Origin of the sequence: Amycolatopsis rifamycinica (assembly GCF_000695625.1) — a bacterium.
Lineage (GTDB): Bacteria > Actinomycetota > Actinomycetes > Mycobacteriales > Pseudonocardiaceae > Amycolatopsis > Amycolatopsis rifamycinica.
In genome coordinates, this window is sequence record NZ_JMQI01000042.1 from 1 (window position 1) to 23,498 (window position 23,498).

The 23,498-nt window shown below is 71.1% G+C and carries 19 protein-coding genes and 1 rRNA gene; 9 read left to right on the forward strand and 11 right to left on the reverse strand.

All coding sequences use genetic code 11. The features are described from left to right. From DV20_RS19460 to dnaE, 4 genes are all read right to left on the reverse strand, one after another. Positions 1-384, reverse strand: a 16S ribosomal RNA gene (locus DV20_RS19460); the annotation flags it as partial. 356 nt (positions 385-740) lie between these two features. Continuing rightward, on the reverse strand, positions 741-1,922 hold the full coding sequence (locus DV20_RS19465; protein ID WP_043782237.1) for a low temperature requirement protein A: 1,182 nt from the start codon (positions 1,920-1,922) through the stop codon (positions 741-743). Between the two features lie 429 nt (positions 1,923-2,351). Next, positions 2,352-3,812, reverse strand: a complete 1,461-nt coding sequence (locus tag DV20_RS19470; RefSeq protein WP_043782239.1) for an MFS transporter — start codon at positions 3,810-3,812, stop codon at positions 2,352-2,354. Positions 3,813-3,918: 106 nt separating this feature from the next. Next, entirely contained in the window at positions 3,919-7,506 is a 3,588-nt protein-coding gene (gene dnaE, locus DV20_RS19475; protein ID WP_043782240.1) for a DNA polymerase III subunit alpha, read from the reverse strand. A 308-nt stretch (positions 7,507-7,814) separates the two neighbouring features. Between dnaE and DV20_RS19480 the strand changes: the two genes are divergently transcribed. Genes DV20_RS19480 through DV20_RS19500 form a run of 5 tightly spaced genes read left to right on the forward strand, consistent with a single transcriptional unit; the run spans position 7,815 to position 13,867 of the window. Then, positions 7,815-8,462, forward strand: coding sequence for a FadR/GntR family transcriptional regulator (locus tag DV20_RS19480; RefSeq protein ID WP_043782241.1), 648 nt, complete (start codon positions 7,815-7,817; stop codon positions 8,460-8,462). After that, positions 8,459-9,889 carry an amino acid permease gene (locus DV20_RS19485; protein ID WP_043782243.1) on the forward strand — a complete coding sequence of 477 codons (1,431 nt, stop codon included), beginning with the start codon at positions 8,459-8,461 and terminating at the stop codon, positions 9,887-9,889. The genes DV20_RS19480 and DV20_RS19485 overlap by 4 nt, the downstream gene beginning before the upstream one ends. Further along, positions 9,886-10,803, forward strand: a complete 918-nt coding sequence (locus DV20_RS19490; RefSeq protein WP_043782244.1) for an asparaginase — start codon at positions 9,886-9,888, stop codon at positions 10,801-10,803. The genes DV20_RS19485 and DV20_RS19490 overlap by 4 nt, the downstream gene beginning before the upstream one ends. Then, the gene (gene aspA, locus DV20_RS19495; RefSeq protein ID WP_043782246.1) at positions 10,800-12,191 is read left to right on the forward strand and encodes an aspartate ammonia-lyase; all 1,392 of its coding nucleotides are present in this window, start codon (positions 10,800-10,802) and stop codon (positions 12,189-12,191) included. Before DV20_RS19490 ends, aspA begins: the two co-directional genes overlap by 4 nt. A 50-nt stretch (positions 12,192-12,241) precedes the next feature. Continuing rightward, complete coding sequence (locus DV20_RS19500) at positions 12,242-13,867, forward strand: CocE/NonD family hydrolase (protein ID WP_043782248.1); 1,626 nt, start codon at positions 12,242-12,244, stop codon at positions 13,865-13,867. Between the two features lie 77 nt (positions 13,868-13,944). On the opposite strand, the gene DV20_RS19505 is transcribed toward DV20_RS19500, so the two are convergent. Together DV20_RS19505 and DV20_RS19510 are read right to left on the reverse strand one after the other, a co-directional pair. Continuing rightward, positions 13,945-14,703, reverse strand: a complete 759-nt coding sequence (locus DV20_RS19505; protein ID WP_043782250.1) for a metallophosphoesterase — start codon at positions 14,701-14,703, stop codon at positions 13,945-13,947. After that, the gene (locus DV20_RS19510) at positions 14,700-15,326 is read right to left on the reverse strand and encodes a GntR family transcriptional regulator (RefSeq protein WP_043782251.1); all 627 of its coding nucleotides are present in this window, start codon (positions 15,324-15,326) and stop codon (positions 14,700-14,702) included. Before DV20_RS19510 ends, DV20_RS19505 begins: the two co-directional genes overlap by 4 nt. A 46-nt stretch (positions 15,327-15,372) precedes the next feature. Between DV20_RS19510 and DV20_RS19515 the strand changes: the two genes are divergently transcribed. After that, complete coding sequence (locus tag DV20_RS19515) at positions 15,373-16,542, forward strand: aminotransferase class V-fold PLP-dependent enzyme (RefSeq protein ID WP_043782253.1); 1,170 nt, start codon at positions 15,373-15,375, stop codon at positions 16,540-16,542. Here DV20_RS19515 and DV20_RS19520 read toward each other — a convergent pair. Continuing rightward, positions 16,539-17,486, reverse strand: coding sequence for an SDR family NAD(P)-dependent oxidoreductase (locus DV20_RS19520; RefSeq protein ID WP_043782254.1), 948 nt, complete (start codon positions 17,484-17,486; stop codon positions 16,539-16,541). The two genes, DV20_RS19515 and DV20_RS19520, sit on opposite strands and share 4 nt — an antisense overlap. 40 nt (positions 17,487-17,526) lie before the next feature. Next, positions 17,527-18,663: an acyl-CoA dehydrogenase family protein gene (locus tag DV20_RS19525; protein WP_043782256.1), complete on the reverse strand. Its 1,137-nt coding sequence runs from the start codon at positions 18,661-18,663 to the stop codon at positions 17,527-17,529. A 63-nt stretch (positions 18,664-18,726) separates the two neighbouring features. Between DV20_RS19525 and DV20_RS19530 the strand changes: the two genes are divergently transcribed. Beyond that, positions 18,727-19,143 (forward strand): cupin domain-containing protein, encoded by a 417-nt coding sequence (locus tag DV20_RS19530; RefSeq protein ID WP_043782258.1) that lies wholly within the window; start codon positions 18,727-18,729, stop codon positions 19,141-19,143. On the opposite strand, the gene DV20_RS19535 is transcribed toward DV20_RS19530, so the two are convergent. Continuing rightward, a complete protein-coding gene (locus DV20_RS19535; RefSeq protein WP_043782260.1) occupies positions 19,140-19,604 on the reverse strand; it encodes a MarR family winged helix-turn-helix transcriptional regulator in 465 nt (154 codons plus the stop codon). The genes DV20_RS19530 and DV20_RS19535 overlap by 4 nt on opposite strands. A gap of 125 nt (positions 19,605-19,729) precedes the next feature. Between DV20_RS19535 and DV20_RS19540 the strand changes: the two genes are divergently transcribed. Next, on the forward strand, positions 19,730-20,224 hold the full coding sequence (locus tag DV20_RS19540) for a carboxymuconolactone decarboxylase family protein (protein ID WP_043782261.1): 495 nt from the start codon (positions 19,730-19,732) through the stop codon (positions 20,222-20,224). A gap of 40 nt (positions 20,225-20,264) precedes the next feature. Here DV20_RS19540 and DV20_RS19545 read toward each other — a convergent pair whose 3' ends face one another. Together DV20_RS19545 and DV20_RS19550 are read right to left on the reverse strand one after the other, a co-directional pair. Beyond that, positions 20,265-21,137, reverse strand: a complete 873-nt coding sequence (locus DV20_RS19545) for a hypothetical protein (protein ID WP_235190890.1) — start codon at positions 21,135-21,137, stop codon at positions 20,265-20,267. A gap of 157 nt (positions 21,138-21,294) precedes the next feature. After that, a complete protein-coding gene (locus tag DV20_RS19550) occupies positions 21,295-21,876 on the reverse strand; it encodes a short chain dehydrogenase (RefSeq protein WP_043782262.1) in 582 nt (193 codons plus the stop codon). A 118-nt stretch (positions 21,877-21,994) separates the two neighbouring features. Here DV20_RS19550 and DV20_RS19555 point away from each other — a divergent pair, with 118 nt between their 5' ends. Continuing rightward, positions 21,995-23,434, forward strand: coding sequence for an MFS transporter (locus tag DV20_RS19555; protein ID WP_043782269.1), 1,440 nt, complete (start codon positions 21,995-21,997; stop codon positions 23,432-23,434). Positions 23,435-23,498 lie beyond the last annotated feature (64 nt).

A 23,498-nucleotide genomic window follows, 5' to 3' on the forward strand; every position in this document is an offset into this window, starting at 1 on the left:
ATCAGGCTTGCGCCCATTGTGCAATATTCCCCACTGCTGCCTCCCGTAGGAGTCTGGGCCGTGTCTCAGTCCCAGTGTGGCCGGTCACCCTCTCAGGCCGGCTACCCGTCGTCGCCTTGGTAGGCCATTACCCCACCAACAAGCTGATAGGCCGCGGGTTCATCCTGCACCGCCAGAACTTTCAACAACCCCCCATGCGAGAGATTGTGATATCCGGTATTAGACCTCGTTTCCAAGGCTTATCCCAGAGTGCAGGGCAGATTACCCACGTGTTACTCACCCGTTCGCCACTCATCCCCACCCGAAAGTGGTTCAGCGTTCGACTTGCATGTGTTAAGCACGCCGCCAGCGTTCGTCCTGAGCCAGGATCAAACTCTCCAACAATGTCTTCGAATTCAATCGAGGCAAATACTTGCTCTCAAAGGAACCTCACACGAGGTTCAATACATAAGCTCTACTGGCTTAGTTCACTAGCACACTGTTGAGTTCTCAAGCAACACACTTCGGACCGCCGCGCCGCCAAGCGCCTTGGTCTTCGGCTTTTGTTTCAAGCTTTGTTCCAGGGATACCACCCTGGTTCGGGACCACCCACTCTACCACGATCGTGGGAGCTTGGTTCGTGTTCCCGGCGGCCGCTCGGTTTCCCTGGCGACTTGGAGAACTTTACATGCCCCCGAAACCCCCTCGCACAGGGGGGTCCCTTTTTTCGCGCCAGGCCGCTGACCTGCACCGATACGCCGTCAGGTCGGCTGCGGCGACCCGTGGGTCGCGACGACCGTCAGGACGACCAACGCGGCCGCGAGCCCGGCGGCGACGTGGATGGGCGCCGGCGTGAACGACGCCGCCAGGACGAGCACCGCCGTCACCGGGAAGCCGATGGCGATCGGGCGGCACTCGTTCGTCGGGCCGATGTGCAGCAGCCACACGCTCAGCAGGAACACCGCGACCGGGACCGTGGTCGGCAGCGCCGCCGCCACCCCGCCGAGGTGCAGCGTTCCCGTATCGTGGGCGACCGCCACCTCCAGGCCGGCGCCGACGGCCGCGGCGGAGGCGAAGATGAAGTAGTGGCCGTAGCCCCAGCTCATCGACGTGAACATGGTCGGGCGGCGGAGGAGCCGCGCGTGTCCCGGCCGGTCGAAGTACAGCCACCACATCGAGAACACGAGCACCAGGCCGGCCGCGGCCAGCGAGATCAGCGCGCCGGTGTGGCCCGGCTCCGCGGCGCCCTCCTTGACCGCGTTCGTCGCGCCGAGGATCACCTCGCCGAGCACGATCAGGGTGAACAGGCCGTACCGCTCGGCGATGTGGTGCGGGTGCCAGGTGGTGCCCTGGCGCTTCTCGGCCCAGATGGGGACGCTCATCTCCAGCACCACGAACACGGCGAAGGCGGGCACCCGCAGCCCGGCCGGCAGCCACAGGTAGCCGATCCACAGCACCTGCGCGGCCGCGATCCCGATCGCGTACCGCAGGGCGGAAGCCCGGCAGCCCGGGTCCGACCGCGCGGCCCGCAGCCACTGGAACACCAGCGCGAGCCGCATCAGGACGTACCCGGCGACCATCAGCCGGAAGTCGCCTTCGAACGCGCTCGACACCGCCGCCGCCACGGTCAGCCCGCCGGCGATCTGCACGAGCGTGGCCAGCCGGTACGGGACGTCGTCGGTGTCGAACGCCGAGGCGAACCAGCTGAAGTTCAGCCAGCCCCACCAGATCGCGAAGAACACCATCGCGAACGACGTCACGCCGTGCGCGGCGTGCCCCTCGGCCAGCGCGTGGTGCAGGGCGGCCGCGGCCTGGCCGACGGCGACCACGAAACACAGGTCGAACAGCAGTTCCAGGGGTGTCGCGACGCGGTGGTGTTCATCGCGGTCGCGGGAGCGCATCGGCCGGTACCAGACCCGGATCCGCGACGGCTGCTCGGTCAATCGGGACTCCCCGCGTCGGCCTCGGACGGACGCGATCATCCCAGCACGACCGGGACGGTAGCGGCGCGCACGACACGAGGGAAACAGGACGAGCGGGCCCGGTTCCCCCTCACCCGGGCCCGCCCGCCGCCGTCACGCGCCGGCGGGCACCGATGGGCAGCCCTTCCGTGTGCGCCGGACGGTCCCCCGCGGACGCCGACACCCAGAGGTCGGAAGGTGACCGAGTGTGTCCATTCCGTCGAACTCCGGACGCCTCGATCGCTCAAGCCGGTCACCCCATCCCCGGGTGGCCGACCGATTGCCACTGTCGGTAGCCGAAGCCGCGCAGTGAAGGCTCCATAAGATCTACCCGGTTGCTCTCCGTAGCGCCAGTGTCTTTCCGTGCTCGTCACTCGGATGGAGCATCGCGAATCTGCAGAAAGTAGTTTCTCAACTCCGGTGGACGTCGGCGGCGGCCTTCCGGGCTTCGTGCTCCTCCTCGGCGGCCCGGTGCCGCCGTGCCCGCAGCTCGGCGACCGCCAGGGCGAGTGCGCCACACGTCAGGACGGCCGCGCAGCCGAGCGCGACGGTGAGCGCGACCGGGTAGCCGTGGCCGAGGACCAGGCCGAAGACCGACGCGAGCACGGCGGTGCCGATGGCCGTGCCGATCCGCTGCCCGGTCTGCAGGGCGCCGCCGGCGACGCCCGCCATCCGCACCGGCACGCACTCCAGCGTCAACGTCGTGTTCGGCGAGATCACCATGCCGCCGCCCACCCCCGCGAACAGCAGCGGCAGCGCGAACGCCCACCCGGACGCCGACGGCGGGACCAGCTCGGCGAGCAGCGCGACGACCAGCAGGCCGGCGGCGACCATGGTCAGCCCGGTGACGGTGAGCCGACGGCCGAAGCGGGGCACGAGCCGGCCGGCGACGGCGGCCGACACCGCCGAACCGAGCGCGAACGGCGTCACCGACAGGCCCGACTGCAGCGGCGTGTAGCCGAGGCCCTGCTGGAAGTACATCGCGAAGACCAGCCAGATCCCGGCGAACCCGCAGAAGTACAGCGCGCCGACCGCCGCGCCGGCGGCGTAGCCGGGGGTGCCGGTGAACAGGCGCGTGTCGAGCAGCGGCGACCGGCCGCGCCGGACCACCGAATGCTCCCAGCGCACGAACGCGACCCCGAAGACGAGCGCGACGAGGAACAGCCACCACAGCCCGCCGAGGCCGCCCTGGTCGGCGTCGACGACCGGGAGCAGCACGCCGAGGACGGCGACGGCGAGCAGGGCGATGCCGACGAAGTCGATCTCCGAGGAGACCTTGAGCTGCTTCTTTTCACTGCGCGGCAGCAGCCGCAGCGCCAGGGCGAACGCGAGCACGCCGATCGGCACGTTGACGTAGAACACCCAGCGCCAGCCGTCCTCGGCCCCGAAGAGCGCGATGATGGCGCCGCCGAGGATGGGGCCGACCGCCGTCGAGATCCCGACGACCGCGCCGAACATCCCGAACGCGCGGCCGCGCTCGGCGCCGCGGAAGAGGTCCTGGATCAGGCCGGTGTTCTGCGGGGTGAGCATGCCCGCCGCCACGCCCTGGGCCAGGCGGGCGAGCACCAGCGTGAGCTCGTTCGGGGCCGCGCCGGCCAGCGCGCTGGTGAGGACGAACGCGGCGAGGGCGCCGAGGAACATGTTCCGGCGGCCGAACGCGTCCCCGAGGCGGCCGCCGGTGACCAGGACCAGGCCGAACGCCAGGGCGTACCCGGAGACGACCCAGCGGATCCCGCCGCTGCTCGCGTGCAGACCGGACTGCATCGAGGGCAGGGCGACGTTGACGATGCTGACGTCGAGCAGGCCCATGAACCCGGCGGTGAGCGAGACGGCGAGCGCTTTCCAGCGGCGGGGATCGGGTTCGTACGTCATCGAGGGGCGGACCTCACGCGTGTTCACGGGCCGGGGATACCCCACTGAGCAAACACGAAAGGCGGGATCCGCGCGCGTTGTGCGCGCGGATCCCGCCCTGCAAGCGTCACGTCGAAGCGGTGATGCCCCGGATGCCCTTGAGCTCGCCGATCAGCATCGAACTGACCTTGACCGGGTAGTCGTACAGCGCGAAGACCGTCTGGTTCTTCCCCACCAGCTTGAGGTGCACCGGGGTCTCCCCCTTGTGCGCCAGCAGCGTGGACCGCAGCTCGCTGACCACCGACTGGTCGATCTTCTCGGCCGCGGCCAGCAGCACCAGTGGCGGCTCGTCGTCGCCGTTGCCCGTGCCGACCTCGGACAGGTCCAGCGTGGCCAGGCCGCCGCCGAAGACCGACATCTTGTCTTCGCGCCAGTTCACCCGGCCCTTGACCAGGACCGCGTTGTCCTCGATCAGCTCACCCGCGAAGAGCGCGTACGCCTTCGGGAAGAAGAGCACCTCGAGGGAGGCGTCCATGTCCTCGACCGTGCAGATCGCCCAGGGCTCGCCCTTCTTGTTGACCCGCCGCTCCAGCGACGTGATCAGCCCGGAGACGACGATCTCGCCTTCCCGCGGCGGATCGGCGAGGATCCCGGCGATCGGCTTCGGGGCGTGCTTGCGCAGGATCCGCTCGGCCCCGTCCAGCGGGTGCGCGGAGACGTACAGGCCGAGCATCTCGCGCTCGTAGGCGAGCAGCTGCTTGCGCGGGTACTCCTCCTCGCCGAACTTCAGGTGCGCCAGCGGGGACGACGACGGAGCCGCCTCCCCGTCTTCGCCGCCGAAGCCGAACAGGTCGAACTGGCCCATCGCCTCCTGGCGCTTGAGCGGGACGACGGCCTCCACCGCGTCTTCGTGGACCTGGATCATCGACAGCCGCGTGTGGCCGAGGGAGTCGAACGCGCCCGCCTTGATCAGCGACTCGATCACCCGCTTGTTGCAGGCCACGAGCTCGGACTTGTCGAGGAAGTCGGTGAAGGAGGCGTACTTGCCCTTCTCCTCGCGGGTCTTGATGATCGACTCGACGACGTTCGCGCCGACGTTGCGGACGGCACCCAGCCCGAAGCGGATGTCGTCCCCGACGGCCGCGAAGCGCATGGCCGATTCGTTGACGTCCGGCGGCAGCACCTTGATGCCGAGCCGGCGGCACTCGGACAGGTAGACCGCCGACTTGTCCTTGTTGTCACCCACCGAGGTGAGCAGGGCCGCCATGTACTCGGCGGTGAAGTTGGCCTTGAGGTAGGCGGTCCAGTACGAGATCAGGCCGTACGCGGCCGCGTGGCTCTTGTTGAACGCGTAGCCGGCGAACGGGAGGATCGTGTCCCAGAGTGCCTTGATCGCCTCGGGCGAGAACCCGCCGGGCCGCAGGTCACTGGCCCGCATGCCGGCCTCGAAGCCCTCGTACTCCTTGTCGAGGACTTCCTTCTTCTTCTTGCCCATCGCGCGGCGCAGCACGTCCGCACGGCCCATCGTGTACCCGGCCACCTTCTGGCCGATGTGCATGATCTGCTCTTGGTACACGATCAGGCCGTAGGTGTCGGCCAGGATCTCCCGCAGCGGCTCGTCGAGCTCCGGGTGGATCGGCTTGACCTTCTGCCGGTTGTTCTTGCGGTCGGCGTAGTCGTTGTGCGCGTTCATGCCCATCGGGCCGGGGCGGTACAGCGCGCCGACCGCGACGATGTCGTCGAACACCGTGGGCTCCATGCGGCGCAGCAGGTCGCGCATGGGGCCGCCGTCCAGCTGGAACACGCCGAGCGTGTCGCCGCGGGCGAGCAGCTTGTACGTCTCGGGGTCGTCGACGCCCAGGGTGTCGAGGTCGACGTCGATCCCGCGGTTGGCCTTGATGTTGTCGATCGCGTCACCGATGACGGTGAGGTTGCGCAGGCCGAGGAAGTCCATCTTGAGCAGGCCGATGGCCTCGCACGACGGGTAGTCCCAGCCGGTGATGATCGAGCCGTCGTCGCGCTGCCAGAGCGGGATGGCGTTGGTCAGCGGCTCGCTGGACATGATGACCGCGCAGGCGTGCACGCCGGCGTTGCGGATCAGGCCTTCGAGGCCACGGGCGGTCTCGAAGATCGTCTTGCACTCTTCGTCGGTCTCGACCAGCGCGCGGACCTCGGCGGCCTCGCCGTAGCGCTCGTGCTTCGAGTCGACGATGCCCGAGAGCGGGATGTCCTTCGCCATGATCGGCGGCGGCAGCGCCTTGGAGATCTTGTCCGCGATCGCGTACCCCGGCTGGCCGAAGTGGACGCGGGCGGAGTCCTTGATCGCCGCCTTGGTTTTAATGGTGCCGAAGGTGATGACCTGGGCGACCTTGTCCGCGCCGTACTTTTCGGTGGCGTACCGGATCATCTCGCCGCGACGGCGGTCGTCGAAGTCGATGTCGATATCCGGCATCGAGACGCGCTCGGGGTTGAGGAACCGCTCGAACAGCAGCTTCTGCGGGATCGGGTCCAGGTTGGTGATACCGAGGACGTACGCGACCAGCGAGCCGGCGGCCGAACCACGGCCGGGGCCGACCCGGATGCCGACGCGGCGGGCGTAGCTGATGAGGTCGGCGACGATGAGGAAGTAGGCCGGGAAGCCCTTGCCGATGATGACGTCGAGCTCGATCTCGATGCGCTCGTTGTAGTACTCGTCCGGCACGCCGTCCGGGAAGCGCCACTTGAGGCCGCGCTGGACCTCTTCGCGCAGCCAGCTGCCCTGGTCGTAGCCCTCCGGCACCTCGAAGAACGGCAGCCGGTCCTTGTGCGAGTAGACCTCTTCGTAGGACTCGACGCGCTCGGCGATCATCAGCGTCGTGTCGGCCGCGCCGGGGACCTCCTTGTCCCAGTACTCGCGCATCTCCGCGGCGGACTTGAGGTAGTAGCCGTCGCCGTCGAACTTGAACCGGGTCGGGTCGTTGAGGGTCTTGCCCGCCTGGACGCACAGCAGCGCCGAGTGCGTGTCCGCCTGGTCCTTGGTGACGTAGTGCGAGTCGTTGGTGGCGATCGGCTTGAGGTCGAGCAGCCTGCCGACCTCCAGCAGGCCTTCGCGGACCGAGCGCTCGATCGGCAGGCCGTGGTCCATCAGCTCGAGGAAGAAGTTGTCCGCGCCGAAGATGTCCTTGTAGTCGGACGCGGCCTGGATGGCCTCCTCGCGCTGGCCCAGCCGCAGCCGGGTCTGCACCTCGCCGGAGGGGCAGCCGGTGGTGGCGATGATGCCGCTGCTGTTCTCCGCGATGAGCTCGCGGTCCATCCGGGGCTTGCGGTAGTAGCCCTGCATGCTGGCCAGCGAGGACAGCTTGAAGAGGTTCCGCAGGCCGGTCGCGTTCGACGCGAGCATGGTCATGTGCGTGTACGCACCGCCACCGGAGACGTCGCCGCCTTCACCGAACTCGTCCGAGCCGCGCTGGTTGGCCTGCCCCCAGAAGACGGGCTTCTTGTGGAACCGGCTCTCCGGCGCGATGTAGGCCTCGATGCCGATGATCGGCTTGATGCCCACCTTCTTGGACTGCTGGTAGAACTCGTCGCCGCCGTACATGTTGCCGTGGTCGGTCATGCCGACCGCGGGCATGCCGAGGCGCGCCGCCTCCGCGAAGAGGGGAGCGATCTTCGCCGCACCGTCGAGCATCGAGTACTCGGTGTGGACGTGCAGGTGGACGAAAGAATCGTTCGACACCAGCGAAAACCTCCCCTAGGTGGATCGGACCGGCGCGCCCGGGTCTCCCACCCTATCCCGCACTCGCCGGGCTCGATTCTGCCCCTCGGCGGGACCGGACGAGAGCACCGACGCGCGGCTCCTTCGGGCGGGAACGATCACGACACAGCGTGCTGCCGGGCGGTCACGGGGAGCCTCGGGCGCGGTGAGCTGAGGCACACCCGCCGGAGTTCGCGTTGACACCGGAAGCACCGGCACCGAGCATTCCCGCCATGAACCTGTCTGACAGCCAGACAGCCGGACAAGGTGGTCCTCGCCGGGTGAGCGCCATGGAAGCCGTGCTGGCCCACCTGCGCTCCTCGATCGAACGCGGCGAGTACGCCGTCGGCGGCAAGCTTCCCTCCGAAGCCGCGCTGAGCAGGGAGTTCGAGGTCAGCCGGTCGGTGGTCCGGGAAGCCCTCCGCGGCCTGCAGGCGCTCGGCATGACCGAGTCGAAGACCGGCAAGGGCACCTTCGTCACCGCGACCGGCCCGGCCGACAACCCCACCTTCGGGCCCTACTCGGCCCGCGACCTCATCGAAGTGCGTCGGCACGTCGAGATCCCCGTCGCCGGGTACGCGGCCGTGCGGCGGAGCCAGGACGACCTCGACCTGCTCGCCCACCTGCTCGACCGGATGGAGGCCGAGACCGACAACACCGCCTGGGTCGCCCTCGACTCGCTCTTCCACATCACCATCGCCCAGGCCTCGGGCAACCCCGTGTTCGGGAAGGTGATCGAGGAGATCCGGGACGCGCTCGCCCGCCAGTCCGCCTTCCTCAACCAGCTCGGCGACCGGCGCCGCCGGTCGGACGCCGAACACCGGGAGATCGTCACCGCGATCGCGGACGGCTCGGAAAGCGCCGCCGTCGCGGCCATGACGGCGCACCTGCAGCACGTCGAAGCCACTCTGACCAGCATCGTGAACGGGGACCAGTGACCGAACAGACCATCCCGGCCACGACCGGCGACACCACCGACGCGGGCGACGCCGGCTACCGCAAGGCCCTCAAGCCCCGGCACGTCAACATGATCGCCATCGGCGGCGCGATCGGCACCGGCCTCTTCCTCGGCGCGGGCGGGCGGCTCGCCCAGGCCGGCCCGGCGCTGGCGATCGTCTACGGCGTCTGCGGGCTCTTCGCCTTCTTCGTCGTCCGCGCGCTCGGCGAGCTGATCCTGCACCGGCCCTCCAGCGGCGCCTTCGTCTCCTACGCCCGCGAGTTCATGGGCGAGAAGGGCGCGTACGTCGCCGGCTGGATGCACTTCCTCAACTGGTCGACCACCGGCATCGCCGACATCACGGCGATCGCGCTGTACGCCCACTTCTGGTCGTTCTTCTCGCCGATCCCGCAGTGGGTGCTCGCGCTGGTCGCCCTCGCCGTCGTCCTGACGCTGAACATGGTGTCGGTGAAGCTGTTCGGCGAGATGGAGTTCTGGTTCGCCATCGTCAAGGTCGCCGCGCTCGTGCTGTTCATGGTGATCGGCATCTTCCTGCTGGTGACGCAGACGCCGATCGACGGCGTCGCGGGCGGCCCGCGGCTGATCGCCGAGCACGGCGGGATCTTCCCGTCCGGGCTGCTGCCGATGGTGCTGATCGTGCAGGGCGTGGTGTTCGCCTACGCCTCGGTCGAGCTGGTCGGCGTGGCCGCGGGCGAGACCGAGCACCCGGAGAAGATCATGCCGAAGGCGATCAACTCCATCATGTGGCGCATCCTGGTCTTCTACGTCGGCTCGGTCGTCCTGCTGGCGATGCTGCTGCCGTGGAGCTCCTACACCAAGGACCAGAGCCCGTTCGTCACCGTGCTCTCGCACCTGGGCGTGCCCGCGGCCGACAGCGTGATGAACCTGGTGGTGCTCACCGCGGCGCTGTCCAGCCTGAACTCCGGCCTGTACTCGACCGGCCGGATCCTGCGGTCGATGGCGATGGCGGGCTCGGCGCCGAAGTTCACCGGCGTGATGAACCGCAGCCACGTGCCCTACGGCGGGATCCTGCTCACCGCGGCCGTCTGCGTGCTCGGCGTCGGGCTCAACTACCTGGTGCCGAAGGAGGCCTTCGACATCGTGCTGAACTTCGCCGCCATCGGCATCCTCGCCACCTGGGCCATCATCGTGCTCTGCCACCTGCTGTACGTGCGCAAGACCCGGCGCGAGGGCATCGAGCGGCCGTCGTTCCGGCTGCCGTTCTCGCCGTACACGGAGATCGCGACGCTGGTGTTCCTCGCCGCCGTCGTCGTGCTGATGGGCTTCGACGAGACCGGCCGGATCACCCTGCTCGCGCTGCCCGCGATCGCCGTCGCCCTGGTCGCCGGCTGGTTCGGCGTGCGCAAGCGGATCGACATGCGCGCGTTCGACGAGGAGGGCGTGTGAGCCACGAACCCCTCGTCGAGCTGATCCGCGACGGGCTGGTCGAGGGCGTCCACCACGGCTCGGCCGTGGTGCTCGCCCCGGACGGCTCGACGCGGTTCGCCGCGGGCGACCCCGACGCCGTGATGTACCCGCGATCGACGGCGAAGCCGCTGCAGGCCACCGCGATGGCGCGGCTGGGCCTGCGCCTGTCCCCCGCCGGGTTCGCGATCGCCGCGGCCAGCCACTCCGGCGAGCCGATGCACCTCGACGCCGCGCTCGAAGTCCTCGGCGAACGCGCCCCCGACCTGCTGGGCAACCCGGCGGACTTCCCCTTCGACCCGGTCGAGCGGGACAGCTGGCTCGCCGGCGGCCGGGCGCCGTCCCGGCTGGCGCACAACTGCTCCGGCAAGCACGCGGCCATGCTCGCGACCTGCGAGCTCACCGGCTGGGCCACGGCGGGCTACCTCGACCCCGCCCACCCGCTGCAGCGCGCGATCGCCGCCACCGTCGAGGACCTGACCGGCCGGGCCATCGCCCGGGTGGCCGTCGACGGCTGCGGCGCGCCGCTCTTCGCGACGACGCTGCGGGGCCTCGCGACGGCCGTGTCGAAGATCGCCACGGCCGCGCCCGGCACGGCCGAGCACCTGGTCGCCGACGGGATCCGGACGCACCCGGAGCTGGTGGGCGGCAGCCGCCGGGACGTCACCGCCGTCATGCGCGCGGTGCCCGGGCTGATCGCCAAGGACGGCTTCGAAGCCGTCCAGGTCGCCGCACTGCCGGACGGCACCGCGATCGCGGTCAAGATCGCCGACGGCGGCGACCGGGCGCGGTACCCGGTGCTGGCCGCGCTGCTCGGGCTGTGCGGGGTGGCCGTGCCGCCCGGCCCGGACAACCTGCGTTTCACCGGAAACCTCTCTGTGGGGAGCACCGTATGACCACCCGACGCGAACACGACCTGCTCGGCGACAAGGACGTCCCCGCCGACGCGTACTGGGGCGTGCACACCGCCCGCGCCCGCGAGAACTTCCCCATCACCGGCACGACGCTCGCCGCCTACCCGCACCTGATCGAGGCGCTGGCCGCGGTGAAGGAGGCCGCGGCCCGCGCCAACGCCGAACTCGGCCTGCTCGACCCCGGGATCGCCGACGCGATCGCGGCCGCCTGCCGGGAGATCCGCGAAGGCGCGCTGCACGGCGAGTTCGTCGTCGACGTCATCCAGGGCGGCGCCGGGACGTCGACCAACATGAACGCCAACGAGGTCATCGCGAACCGGGCCCTGGAGCTGCTCGGGCACGCCAAGGGCGACTACCACGTCGTGCACCCCAACGAGCACGTCAACCTCGGGCAGTCGACGAACGACGCCTACCCGACCGCGGTCAACGTCGCGACGATCATCGCGGTGCGGCAGCTGTCCGAAGCCATGATCGTGCTGGAGAAGGCGTTCGCGGCCAAGGCCGTCGAGTTCCACGACGTGCTGAAGATGGGCCGCACGCAGCTGCAGGACGCCGTGCCGATGACGCTGGGGCAGGAGTTCGGCACCTACGCGGTGATGCTCGGCGAGGACCGGCAGCGGCTGGGCGAAGCCGTCGCGCTGCTGCACGAGATCAACCTCGGCGCGACCGCGATCGGCACCGGCCTCAACGCCGCGCCCGGCTACGCCGAGGCCGCGTGCCGTCACCTGCGCGAGAGCACCGGCCTGCCGGTCGTCACCGCCGCGGACCTCGTCGAGGCCACCCAGGACTGCGGCGCGTTCGTGCACCTTTCGGGCGTCCTCAAGCGGATCGCGGTCAAGCTGTCCAAGAGCTGCAACGACCTGCGGCTGCTGTCTTCCGGCCCGCGCGCCGGGCTGAACGAGATCAACCTGCCGCCGGTGCAGGCCGGCTCGTCGATCATGCCCGGCAAGATCAACCCGGTGATCCCCGAAGTGGTGAACCAGGTCGCGTTCGAGGTGATCGGCAACGACGTCACCGTGACGATGGCCGCCGAGGCGGGGCAGCTGCAGCTCAACGCGTTCGAGCCGATCATCCTGCACTCCCTTTCGGAGAGCATCACGCACCTGGGCGCGGCCTGCCGGACCCTCGCGGAGAAGTGCGTTTCCGGGATCACCGCGAACGTCGACGTCATGCGCGGGTACGTCGAGAACTCGATCGGCCTCGTCACCGCGCTCAACCCGAGCATCGGCTACGCGGCCGCGACGGAGATCGCGAAGGAGGCACTGGCCACCGGGCGCGGGGTCGCCGAGCTCGTCGTCGAAAAGGGCCTGATCCCGGCCGAAGAGCTGGCCAGGCTGCTGCGGCCGGAAACCCTCGCGCGCGCGAACTGAGGTACGGTCGGATCCGGAACGATCCACTCCACTTCCGAAGGCGGGCGCCCGTGCTGGACCGACTTGTCGACAAGCTGCTCGGCCTCCCCCGCACCGAAGGCCCCAAGCCGCTCGTGGCACGGGACCTCGCCGTCCCGATGCCCGACGGCGTCACGCTGCTCGCCGACCGGTACGCCCCGGCCGGGACGACGTCGGCGCCGGTCGTGCTGATCCGCACGCCGTACGGGCGCAAGGGCCTGGCCTCGAAGCTGTTCGGCGAAACCTTCGCCCGGCACGGCCTGCAGACGGTCGTCCAGAGCACCCGCGGCTCGTTCGGCTCCGGCGGCGAGTTCCGGCCGTTCCACCTCGAACGCGAGGACGGGATCGCGACCGCCGAATGGCTGCGCGCCCAGCCGTGGTGCGACGGGACCATCGGCATGGCCGGGGCCAGCTACCTCGGGCACACGCAGTGGGCGGTCGGGCCGTACCTCGATCCGCCCCTGGCCGCGATGTGCCTCGGCGTGACGGCGTCGGAGTTCGTCTCGACGTTCTACCCGGGCGGCGTGCTCGCGGCGGACAACATGGTCTCGTGGTCGGCGATGATCGGCCGCCAGGAGGAACGCTTCGCCGCGCTGCCGAACCCGCTGCAGACGCGCCGGACCCGCCGGGCGATGGCCCACCTGCCGATCAGCGGCGCCGACGTCGCCGCGATCGGGAAGCCGGTGACGTTCCTCCAGGACGTCACCGCGCACTTCGCGCCCGAAGACGACTACTGGGCCATGTCCGACCACAGCGCCGAAGCCGCGAAGCTCGACGTCCCGGTGTCGATGGTCACCGGCTGGTACGACCTGTTCGTCCGCGGGCAGCTGCGCGACTTCCGGACCCTCGCCGAGGCGGGCAAGGCGCCGCGGATCACGATCGGGCCGTGGGCGCACGGCGAGCCGGCGAGCATGGGCCCGATGATCCGCGACCAGCTCGGCTTCCTGCGCGCGCACCTGCTCGGCGACCGGACCCAGCTGCAGCGGTCCCCGGTCCGGTTGTTCCTGCAGGGCGCCGGGACGTGGCTGGACTTCGAGTCGTGGCCGCCGCCGTCGCAGGCGACCGAGGCGCACCTGCGGCCGATCGGCGGGCTCGGCGAAGCGTTCGGTGAACCGGCGCTGCCGACGACGTTCACCTACGACCCGGCCGACCCGACACCGGCGGTCGGCGGCCCGCTGCTGACCGGCGAGTGGAAGCAGCGCGACAACCAGGAGGTCGAGGCCCGCCCGGACGTCCTGGTGTTCACCGGCGAACCGCTGGCGTCGGACGTCGACGTCATCGGCGAGGTGTCGGCGACCGTCCACGTGCGCACCGAGCTGGGCCACGCCGACGTCTACGTGCGCCTCTGCGACGTCGACGCCGGCGGCGTCTCCCGCAACGTGACCGACGGGATCCTGCGCCTCCGCCCGGGCTCCCCGACGCCCGACGCGGACGGCGTGGTGACGGCGGAAGTGACGCTGGACCCGACGGCGTACCGGTTCCGCCGCGGCCACCGGCTGCGGGTCCAGGTGGCGGGCGGCGCGTTCCCGCGGTTCGCCCGCAACCACGGCACGGGCGAGCCGGTCACGTCCGCGGTGACCGGGAAGCCGAACCGCTTCGAGGTCTTCCACGACGCGACCCGGCCGTCCCGCCTCACCCTCCCGATCTTCACCGGCTGAGGCCCCGGCGGGCACTTTCACGTGAAAGTGCCGCTTTGCGCGGCAAAGCGCCACTTTCACGTGAAAGTGGCGCTCGGTCAGAGCGGGACCGTGCGGTGGTGGGTCGTCACCCGGCCGTCGTCGTGCAGGACGTGCAGCAGCAACGCGGGCGGGCGGTCGTACTCCAGCGGCCCGCCGTCGGCCCAGCCGCGGTCCGCGCCCGGCTCGACCGGCAGCAGCGAGCCCGAAACGACGGCCGGCGCGATGCGCAGCGGCACGCCGGCGAACGTCGTCGAGGCGCCCGTGTGCACGTGCCCGGCCAGCAGCGCCGTCACCCGCGGGTGCCGCCGCAGCACCGCGGCCAGCCGGTCTTCGCCGGCTTGGCGGATCGCGTCCACCAGCGGGACGCCGACCTCGACCGGCGGGTGGTGGAACGCGACCAGCGCCGGGCCGTCGCCGCCGGAAAGGACGCCGTCGAGCCAGTCCAGGGTCTCGTCGGCGAGGAAACCCGCGCCGCGGCCCGGGATCGTCGAGTCGCACAGCGCGAACAGCACCCCGTCGATCTCCCGCACCGAGTCGATCGGGCCGTCGGACGCCGGCCGGTCGAGCAGGCCCGTGCGGAACGCCGCCCGGATGTCGTGGTTGCCCGGGCACACCAGCACCGGCGCCGGGTGCTTCAGCAGCTCGGCGGCGCGCGCGTACTCCTCGGCCGCGCCGTGGTCGGCGATGTCGCCGGTGACGACGACCGCGTCGACCGGCCGCGCCAAGCCACCGAGGTAGGCCAGCACGGCGGCGACCCGGTCTTCCGCTCGCGAACCGCCGTCGAGGTGCAGGTCGCTCAGGTGCGCGATGATCATCTTTCGTCCTTCCCCAGGTAGGTCAGTGCCTTCACCCAGTTGGCGACGAGCACCGCGGACGCGGCGGCCACGTCGCCGTCGCGCAGGGCCGCGGCGATGCGGCGGTGCTCGCCGATGCTCTCCCCGGCGTGGCCCTGCCGGGCGAAGTACGCCGATTCGTAGCGCTTGAGCAGGGGCTTGGTCTGCTCGATCAGCCGCAGCAGGTGCGGGTTCGGGCAGCGGGACAGCAGCAGCGCGTGCCACCGATCGTCCAATGCGGACAGATCACCGCCGTCGGCGAGCGCCATTTCGTCCGCGACGGTGTCGAGCGCGTCCGGCAACCCGGCCAGCTCCAGCGGGGACGTCCAGCGCAGGGCGAGGGCTTCGAGTTCGGCCACCAGCGGGTAGAGCCGGCGCGCCTCGTCCGGGTCGAACGGCGGCACCAGGAACCCCCGGCCGGGCGCGGAGACCAGCAGGCCGCGGTCGGCGAGCCCGATCAGCGCCTCCCGCAGCGGCGTCCGGCTGACGCCCAGCTCGCGCGCCAGGTGCACCTCGTTGACGCGGGTGCCGGGCGCGAGCCGCCCGTCGAGCACGCGGGCGGTGATCTGCTCGAGGAGGTCGCTGCGCAGCGGGGTGCGGGCCATGGCGGGCAGTATTGCATACAATAGATATCTACTGTATTCAGTTCGTATGAGCTTCGACGTCGAACGCGCGCGCCGCGAAACCCCGGGCTGCGCCGAGGTGGTCCACTTCAACAACGCGGGCGCGGCGCTGCCCCCGGCCGTCGTGACCGACACCGTCGTCGAGTACCTGCGCCACGAAGCGCTGGTCGGCGGGTACGAAGCGGCCGCCGCGGCCGCGGACCGCCTGGACGCGGTGTACGCGTCGGTGGCCCGGCTGCTCGGCGCCGGCGCCGACGACATCGCGCTCACCGACAACGCGACCCGCTCGTGGCAGGCGGTGTTCTACGCGCTGCCGTTCGGGCCCGGCGACCGGATCCTGACCTCGCGGGCGGAGTACGCCAGCAACGCGATCGCGTTCCTGCAGGTCGCGCGGCGCACTGGCGCGGTCGTCGAGGTGGTGGGCGACGACGAGTCCGGGCAGCTGGACGTCGAAGAGCTGCGGCGGCGCGTCGACGGCGACGTCAAGCTGATCGCCGTCAGCCACGTGCCCACCCAGGGCGGCCTGGTGAACCCGGCCGAGGAGATCGGCGCGGTCGCCGAGGCGGCCGGCATCCCGTTCCTGCTGGACGCGTGCCAGTCGGCGGGCCAGCTCGACCTCGACGTCTCGCGCCTGAAGTGCGATGCGCTGTCGGGAACGGGCCGCAAGTACCTGCGCGGCCCGCGTGGCACGGGATTCCTCTACGTGCACCCGCGCCTGCGCGAGCGGCTCGAGCCGGCGATGCTCGACCTGCACTCGGCCAGCTGGGAGTCACCGACGGAGTACGTCGTCGACCCGACGGCCAAGCGGTTCGAGGTGTGGGAGCGCGACTTCGCCGCGGTGTGCGGCCTCGGCGCCGCGATCGACTACGCCCTCGAGTGGGGCTTGCCGTCGATCGAAGAGCGCGTCGCGTCGCTGGCGGCGACGCTGCGAAACCGGCTGAGTGAAGCCGGCGCGCGCGTCCACGACGCCGGCGCGCGCAAGTGCGGCATCGTCACGTTCAGCGTCGACGGCACGCCCGCCGCGGAGATCAAGGCGCGGCTCGCGAAGGCGAACATCAACACGTCGGTGTCGGTCCGCACCTCGGCGCAGTACGACTTCACCGCGCGGGCGCTGCCGGAGATGGTCCGGGCGTCGGTGCACTACTACAACACCGAGGACGAGATCGACCTGCTGGTGCGCGAAGTCGAGAAGCTCTAGAAGGCGTTCACGCCGGTGAGCTCGGCCGAAACCGTCCACAACCGCTCGGCGAGGACGGGGTCGATCGCGTAGTCCTTGACGCCGGTGCGGGTGCCGTCGACGGGCGCGGGCTCGGCGATGTCGCAGTCCTCGAGGTACACGCCGCCGAGGCCGTCGAGCTGCGGCGAGGTCGCCGCCCAGACCTGCGTCGCGGCGCCTTCCTCCGGTGTCTTCGCGCCTCCGGTGACCCGGCCGGACTCGTCGACCATGCCCGCGTCGACCAGCTCCTGCCGGTCCAGGTGGCGCACGAGGTCGGTGAGGATCCGGCCCGGGTGCAGGGCGAAGGCGCGGATGCCGTGGTCGCGCGCCAGTTTGTCGAGGTGCACCGCGAAGAGGACGTTCGCCGTCTTCGCCTGGCCGTAGGCGAGCCACTTGTCGTAGCCCCGCTCGAAGTTCAGGTCGTCGAAGCGCACCGGGCCGTAGTGGTGGCCGCGCGAGGACACCGAAACCACGCGGGCTCCGGTGCGGAAAGCCGGCCAAAGCCGGTTCACCAGCGCGTAGTGGCCGAGGTGGTTGGTGGCGAACTGCGCCTCCCAGCCCGGTCCGACCCGGGTTTCCGGCGACGCCATGATCCCGGCGCTGCCGATGAACAGGTCGATCCCCCGGCCCGAGGCCAGGAACCGCTCGGCGAACGCGCGCACGCTCTCGAGGTCACCGAGGTCGAGTTCGTCGATCTCGACGTTTTCGAAGCCCCGCAAGGCTTCTTCCGCCGTCGCGCGGCGCCGGGCCGGGACGACGACGTGCGCGCCCGCGTCCGCCAGCGCCCGCGTGGTCTCCAGGCCGATGCCGGAGTAGCCGCCGGTGACGATCGCGAGCTTGCCGGTCAGGTCGATGCCGCCCAGGACCTCGGCCGCCGTGGTGGTGGCACCGAAGCCCGAGCCGATCTTGTGCTGTGCGGTGGTCATGGTCCCGACGCTACGACCTGGAGCGGACTCCAGCGCAAGTTCAGCCCTTGAGCAGCTGCCGCGCGATCACGAGCTTCTGGATCTCGCTGGTCCCTTCGTAGATCCGGAACAGCCGCGCGTCCCGGTAGATCCGTTCGACCGTCACCCCGCGGACGTACCCCGTCCCGCCGTGGACCTGCACCGCGCGATCGGCGACCCGGCCGAGCATCTCGGTGCAGAACAGCTTCGCCGACGACGGCCCGAGTTTGCGGTCCTCGCCCGAGTCGTAGTTCGCCGCGGCTTCGTGGACCATCGCGCGGCCGGCCGCGAGCTCGGCGTGGGACTCCGCGAGCAGCGCCTGCACCAGCTGGTACTCACCGATGACCCGGCCGCCCTGGCGGGCCGTCCGCGCGTACTCGACCGCCTCGGCGAGCGCCCGCTCGGCCAGGCCGACGCACAAAGCCGCGATGTGCAGGCGGCCGCGGGCCAGGGAGGCCATCGCGATGCCGAAGCCCCTGCCCTCTTCGCCGACCAGCGCGTCGGCGGCCAGCTCGACGTCGTCGAAGACCACCTCCGACGTCCAGGCGCCGGCCTGGCCCATCTTGGCGTCGTGCGGGCCGACGGTGACCCCGGGCGTGCCCGCGGGCACGAGGAAGGCGGAAATGCCGCGGCTGCCGGTGCTGTCCGGATCGGTGCGCGCGAAGGTGACGAACACTTCGGCGAGCGGCGCGTTCGTGATGAACCGCTTGGTGCCCGACAGCCGGTAGCGGTCGCCGTCGCGCACCGCGCGGCTGGTCAGGCCGCCCGGGTCGGAGCCCGCCTCGGCTTCGGTGAGCGCGAACGACGCGATCGCCTGCCCGGCGGCCAGCCGCGGCAGCCAGCGGGTGCGCTGGTCGGGCGTCCCGTGGTGCACGATCGCCTGGCCGGCGATGCCGTTGTTGGTGCCGAACAGCGAGCGGAAGGCGGGCGTCGTCCAGCCGAGTTCGATCGCCAGCCGGACGTCTTCGGCCATGCCGAGGCCGAGCCCGCCGTACTCCTCCGGCAGCGCCCAGCCGAACAGCCCGAGCCCGGCGGCCTTTTCCCGGATTTCGCCGGGAATCTCGTCGCGTTCGTCGATCTCCGCCTCGCGCGGCACGACCTCCTTGCGCACGAACTCCCGCACCGCACCGAGGACCTGCCCGAAAACGTCCGCGTCCATGCGTCGGCAGGCTACCCGGATCACCGCTCCCGCGGGCACGCCCGGGCGCGGTAGCTTGGGCCGATGCGCAAGCCGATCGCCGTCGTCACGGCCGCTCTCGCCGCAGCCCTGGTGCTCCCCTCGACCGCCTCCGCGACCCCGGGCAGCGGCGTCACGGGCACGATCCTGGCCCAGAAGACCATCGGGCACACCGATTACACGCTGCGGGAGGTCACGATCCAGCCGGGCGGCTACACGGGCTGGCACTTCCACGACGGCACGCTGTACGCGTACGTGAAGGCGGGAACGCTCACGCACAACCTGGCCGACTGCAGCATCGACGGCATCTTCGCCACCGGACGCGCGTTCACCGAGAAGCCCGACCAGGTGCACATCGGCCGCAACCTCGGGTCGACGCCGCTGGTGCTGGAGGTGCTGTACGTGCTTCCGGCGGGCAGCCCGCTTTCGGAGGACGCCCCCGACCCCGGCTGCGGCTTCTAGCCCGAGAACCACCCGGCGGCGTCGAGCCGGTAAGCCGCCGGGCCCACCACCGCGCGCAAGTCGTTCTCCAGCGCGGCAATCCGCTCCGCGCCGACCGTGCGCGCCCAGTCCGCGCGCAGCTCGTCGAAGATCTCCGCCGACTTCCGGAGCACGTCGACGCCGTGGGCGGTGAGCCGCACGATCTTGCGGCGGGCGTCGGCGGGGTCGTCGGCGCGCTCGACGTAGCCGAGTGCCTCGAGCCGTTCCACCGTCTTGCCCGCCGCCTGCTTGGACACGCCCAGGCGGCGGCCGATTTCCGACGCCGTCGCCCCCTGGACGCCGACGGCCTGCATGGCGAAGCCGTACGACGGCCGGATGTCGGGGTGCCCCTGCCGGGCCAGCTCGGCGTGCAGGCGGTCGATGAGCGTGCGGAAGCCGCCGAAGAGGAGGAAGGGCAGCTCGTATCCCGGCGTGTCGGTCACGGGCCCTTGCCAAACTCGACAACCAGGTTTACGGTTTCGACAACCATGTTGTCGATCCTACGTCGGGAGACGCCTTGTTCGCCGATCACACCCCGGAGTCTGCACCCACCGCCGCGCGCCCCGCGATGGCGGCCACCGCGAAGAAGTTCGGCCGCGTGCCGTCCGGCGTCGCCCGGCTGGCGACCTCGCCGGAACTGCTGAACGGCTTCCTGAAACTCAGCGCGATCTTCGAGTCCACGACCCTGACGGCGCTGGAACGCGAAGTGCTGATCATGACGGTGGCCGCGCGCAACGAGTGCCACCTCTGCGTGGCGATGCACACGGCCACGCTGACCCGCTTGGCCGCCTCGCCGGAACTGGTGACAGCGCTGCGGGCGGAGGCCCCGCTCCCGGAGCCGCGGCTGGAGGCGCTGCGCGTCTTCGTGCACACCGTCATGGACACGCGCGGCGAGGCTCCGGCCGAGGCGCTGGAAGCGTTCACCGCCGCCGGGTACACCCAGCGCAACGCGTTGGAGGTGGTGCTGGGGATCGGGACGTACACGCTGTCGACGTACGCGAACCGGCTCACCCGCGCCCCGCTCGACGAGGTCTTCGCCGAGCACGCCTGGCACGCGGCGTAGGCCGTGGGGCCGCCTTCCCGGCGGCCCCACGGCCCTGGGTTCAGCTCTTCACCAAGGTGACGACGGTGGTGTCGTCGACCGAGACGTTCGTGTTGGACTGCGGGTCGAGCGCGGTCGCCTGGGTGACGACCTCGGCCTTCCCCTTCTGGAACGGCGTGGTGCCGGCAGGCACCACGGTCGCCGTCCACGGCGCCGGCGTGCCCGGCGTGCAGGCGACCTGCGCCGTGTAGGTGCCGCGGATGATGACGTTGCGCTTGACCTGCGTGGCCGCCCCGCTCAGGGTGACCTTGGCCGCGGCGGTGCAGTCGACGGTGCCGTGGAGGTAGGCGTTGCCGTTGAGCGTGCTCGCGGTGCCGTCCGTGGCCACCTTGAGCCCGATCGCCAGGTCCGGCGGGGCCGGCGGGTTCGCGATGTGCACCTCACCGCGCGCGGCGGGCTCGGCCCCTTCGCAGTGCTGCTCGAACGTGGCGTCGAGCGTCTGGACGTACCCGCGCGGCCCGAAGACGACGTTCTGGACGGTGAACGTCCCCACCAGGGTGTTGCAGCCCCGGCCGTTCCCGCTCAGGTCCAGCCCCGGCGCGTCGGGCTCCTGGAACGGGTACCGCGTCGCCGCGTCGTAGGTGCCGGCGGTCAGGCCCGTGCCGCTGGGTGCGGCCAGGTCCACCGTCCACCAGTCGCTGTTGAAGGCGCTGACGCTCACGGCGATGTGGTTGCGGTCCTCCGACGCGTTGACCGTGAGCCGGTCGTTCGCTTCGGTGGAGTACGCGTAGGAACCGCCCTGGCTGATGTAGTCGCCCCCGTCCCCGCTGAACGACAGTGATCCGGTGGCGACCGGCTGCGCCTGCGCCGGCCCGGCCCCCACGAGCGCGGCGAGCACGGGCACCGCGACGGCGGCAACGGCGGCTCGCTTCAAAAACCCTGAACCCTTCACAGGTTCCCCCAGAGGTGAGTTGGTCACTTGCCGACTGGCCTGTCGGCACCGGCCGATCACCCGTTACGCCCGAACGGCGATTTTTGCTTTTCGCGCAACAACACCGGATTCCCCGCGCACATCTCGACAAGTTTCCCGATCAGCGGGGGACGACGGTGCGGCCGTTCGCGTCGCCTTCGACGAGTTCGCGGTAAGCCTCGGCGACCACCGCCACCGGTGTCCCGCGGCGGCCGTCCTCCCCCATCGCTTCGAGGGTTTCCCTGATCCAGCCGGGGCTGACGACGTTGAGCCGCGGGCCGCCCGGCCGCTCGGCGGCGGCCGACCGGACGAAGCCCTCGAGGCCGGCGTTGACGAGCGCGCCGAGCCCGCTGCCCGGGATCGGCTCGGTGAACGTCCCGCCGGTGAGCGTGACGGAGCCCGTGGCGGGCAGGCGCTCCGCCGCGCGCCGCGCGAGCGCGACCTGGCCGAGCAGCTTGGCGCGCAGGTCGCCGAGGACCTGTTCGTCGGTCAGCTCGGCGAGCGGGCGCAGCGGGACGTGGGCGGCGCAGCACACGACGGCGTCCGGGGCGGTCTCGAAGAGCGCGTCGAGCGACGTGGGCTCGGTCAGGTCCGCGACGAGCGGGGAGGTCCGCGAGACGGGCACGACCTCGTGGCGGGGTTCGAGGGCGGCGGTGACGGCTCGGCCGACGAGCCCGGTGGCGCCGAGCAGGAGGATCTTCACCCCTCGACGCTAGCCACCCCGGCAACCGGGATTCGCCGGAAAAAATCTCCGCACCCGTGTCCGGTCGCCCGCGGCGGCTCCGACCTCCTGGCGAACGGACCACGGAGAAGGAGCGGACATGGAGAAGCCGGCCGGACGGCGGGAGTGGCTGGGACTGGCGGTGCTCGTGCTGCCCACCCTGCTCGTCGCGATGGACATGACGTCGCTGTTCCTCGCGCTGCCGCAGCTCAGCGCGGATCTCGGCGCCAGCAGCACCGAACAGCTGTGGATCACCGACAGCTACGGCTTCGTCGTCGCCGGGTTCGTCATCACCATGGGCACGCTCGGCGACCGGATCGGGCGACGGCGGCTGCTGCTCGCCGGCGGCGGGGCCTTCGGCCTGCTGTCGATCGTCGCCGCGTGCTCGACCGGCCCGGTGATGCTCATCGTCGTGCGCGGGGCGCTCGGGGTGGCCGGGGCGACCCTGATGCCCTCGACGCTCGCCCTGATCACGAACATGTTCCGCGACGAGAAGCAGCGCGGGAAGGCCATCTCGATCTGGGCCACCTGCCAGTTCGCGGGCGGCGCGGCCGGTCCGGTGTTCGCCGGCTTCCTGCTGCAGCACTTCTCGTGGGGCTCGGTGTTCCTGGTCGCCGTCCCGGCCGTGGCGATCCTGCTCGTCGCGGGCCCGTTCCTGCTGCCCGAGTTCCGCGCCCCGGCGTCGGGGCGGCTGGACCTGCCCGGGGTGGCGCTCTCCCTGACCGCGGTGCTGCTGATCGTGTTCGGCCTCAAGCAGCTGGCGGCCGGCTCGCTCGCCCTGCCGCTCGCGGCGATCGCCGCCGGGACGCTGCTGGGTACCGTCTTCGCCCGCCGCCAGCTGACCACGGCGTCGCCGCTGCTGGACCTGCGGCTGTTCCGGAACCGCCCGTTCACCGCGGTGCTGGTCGCGCTGGTCTTCGCCGGCGTCGCGATGGCCGGCGTCGGCCTGCTGGTGACGCAGTACCTGCAGAGCGTGCTCGGCCACTCCCCGCTCGCCTCGGCGCTGCTGTTCGCGCCGATGGGCCTCGGCGTGGCGGCGGGCACGATGGCGGCACCGGCGCTGACCCGGTTCGTCACCCCGGCCACGGCGATCGCGGGCGGCCTGGCGGTGTCGGCCGCGGGCAGCCTCCTGCTGGCGCTGACCGACGGCCTGGCGCCGGTGGTGGCGGGCATCACGATCCTGACGCTCGGCACGGGCCCGCTGTTCGCGCTGGGCATCGGCCTGGTGATGGGCGCGGTGCCCCCGGAGCGCGCGGGCTCGGCGGCCTCGATGGCGGACACGGGCAACTACCTGGGCGGCTCCCTGGGCATGGCCCTGATCGGCCTGACGGCGGCTGCGGTGTACCGCGGCGCGTTCCCGGCGGGCACGACCCTCGCCACCGACGTCACCCGGCCGGAGCTGGCCGACCAGGCGAAGGCGGCGTTCATAACGGCGTTGAACGTGACCGGCGTGATCGCGGCGGTCCTGTTCGCGGGCCTGGCCCTGCTGGTGACGTCGATGCGCCGGACGGCGGTCGCCCCCGAACCGGTCACCGCCTGATCAGTCGGCCGTCGCGGGCACCCGGACCGGCTCGCACCCAGCAACGTCAAGCCTAGAGGAAGGT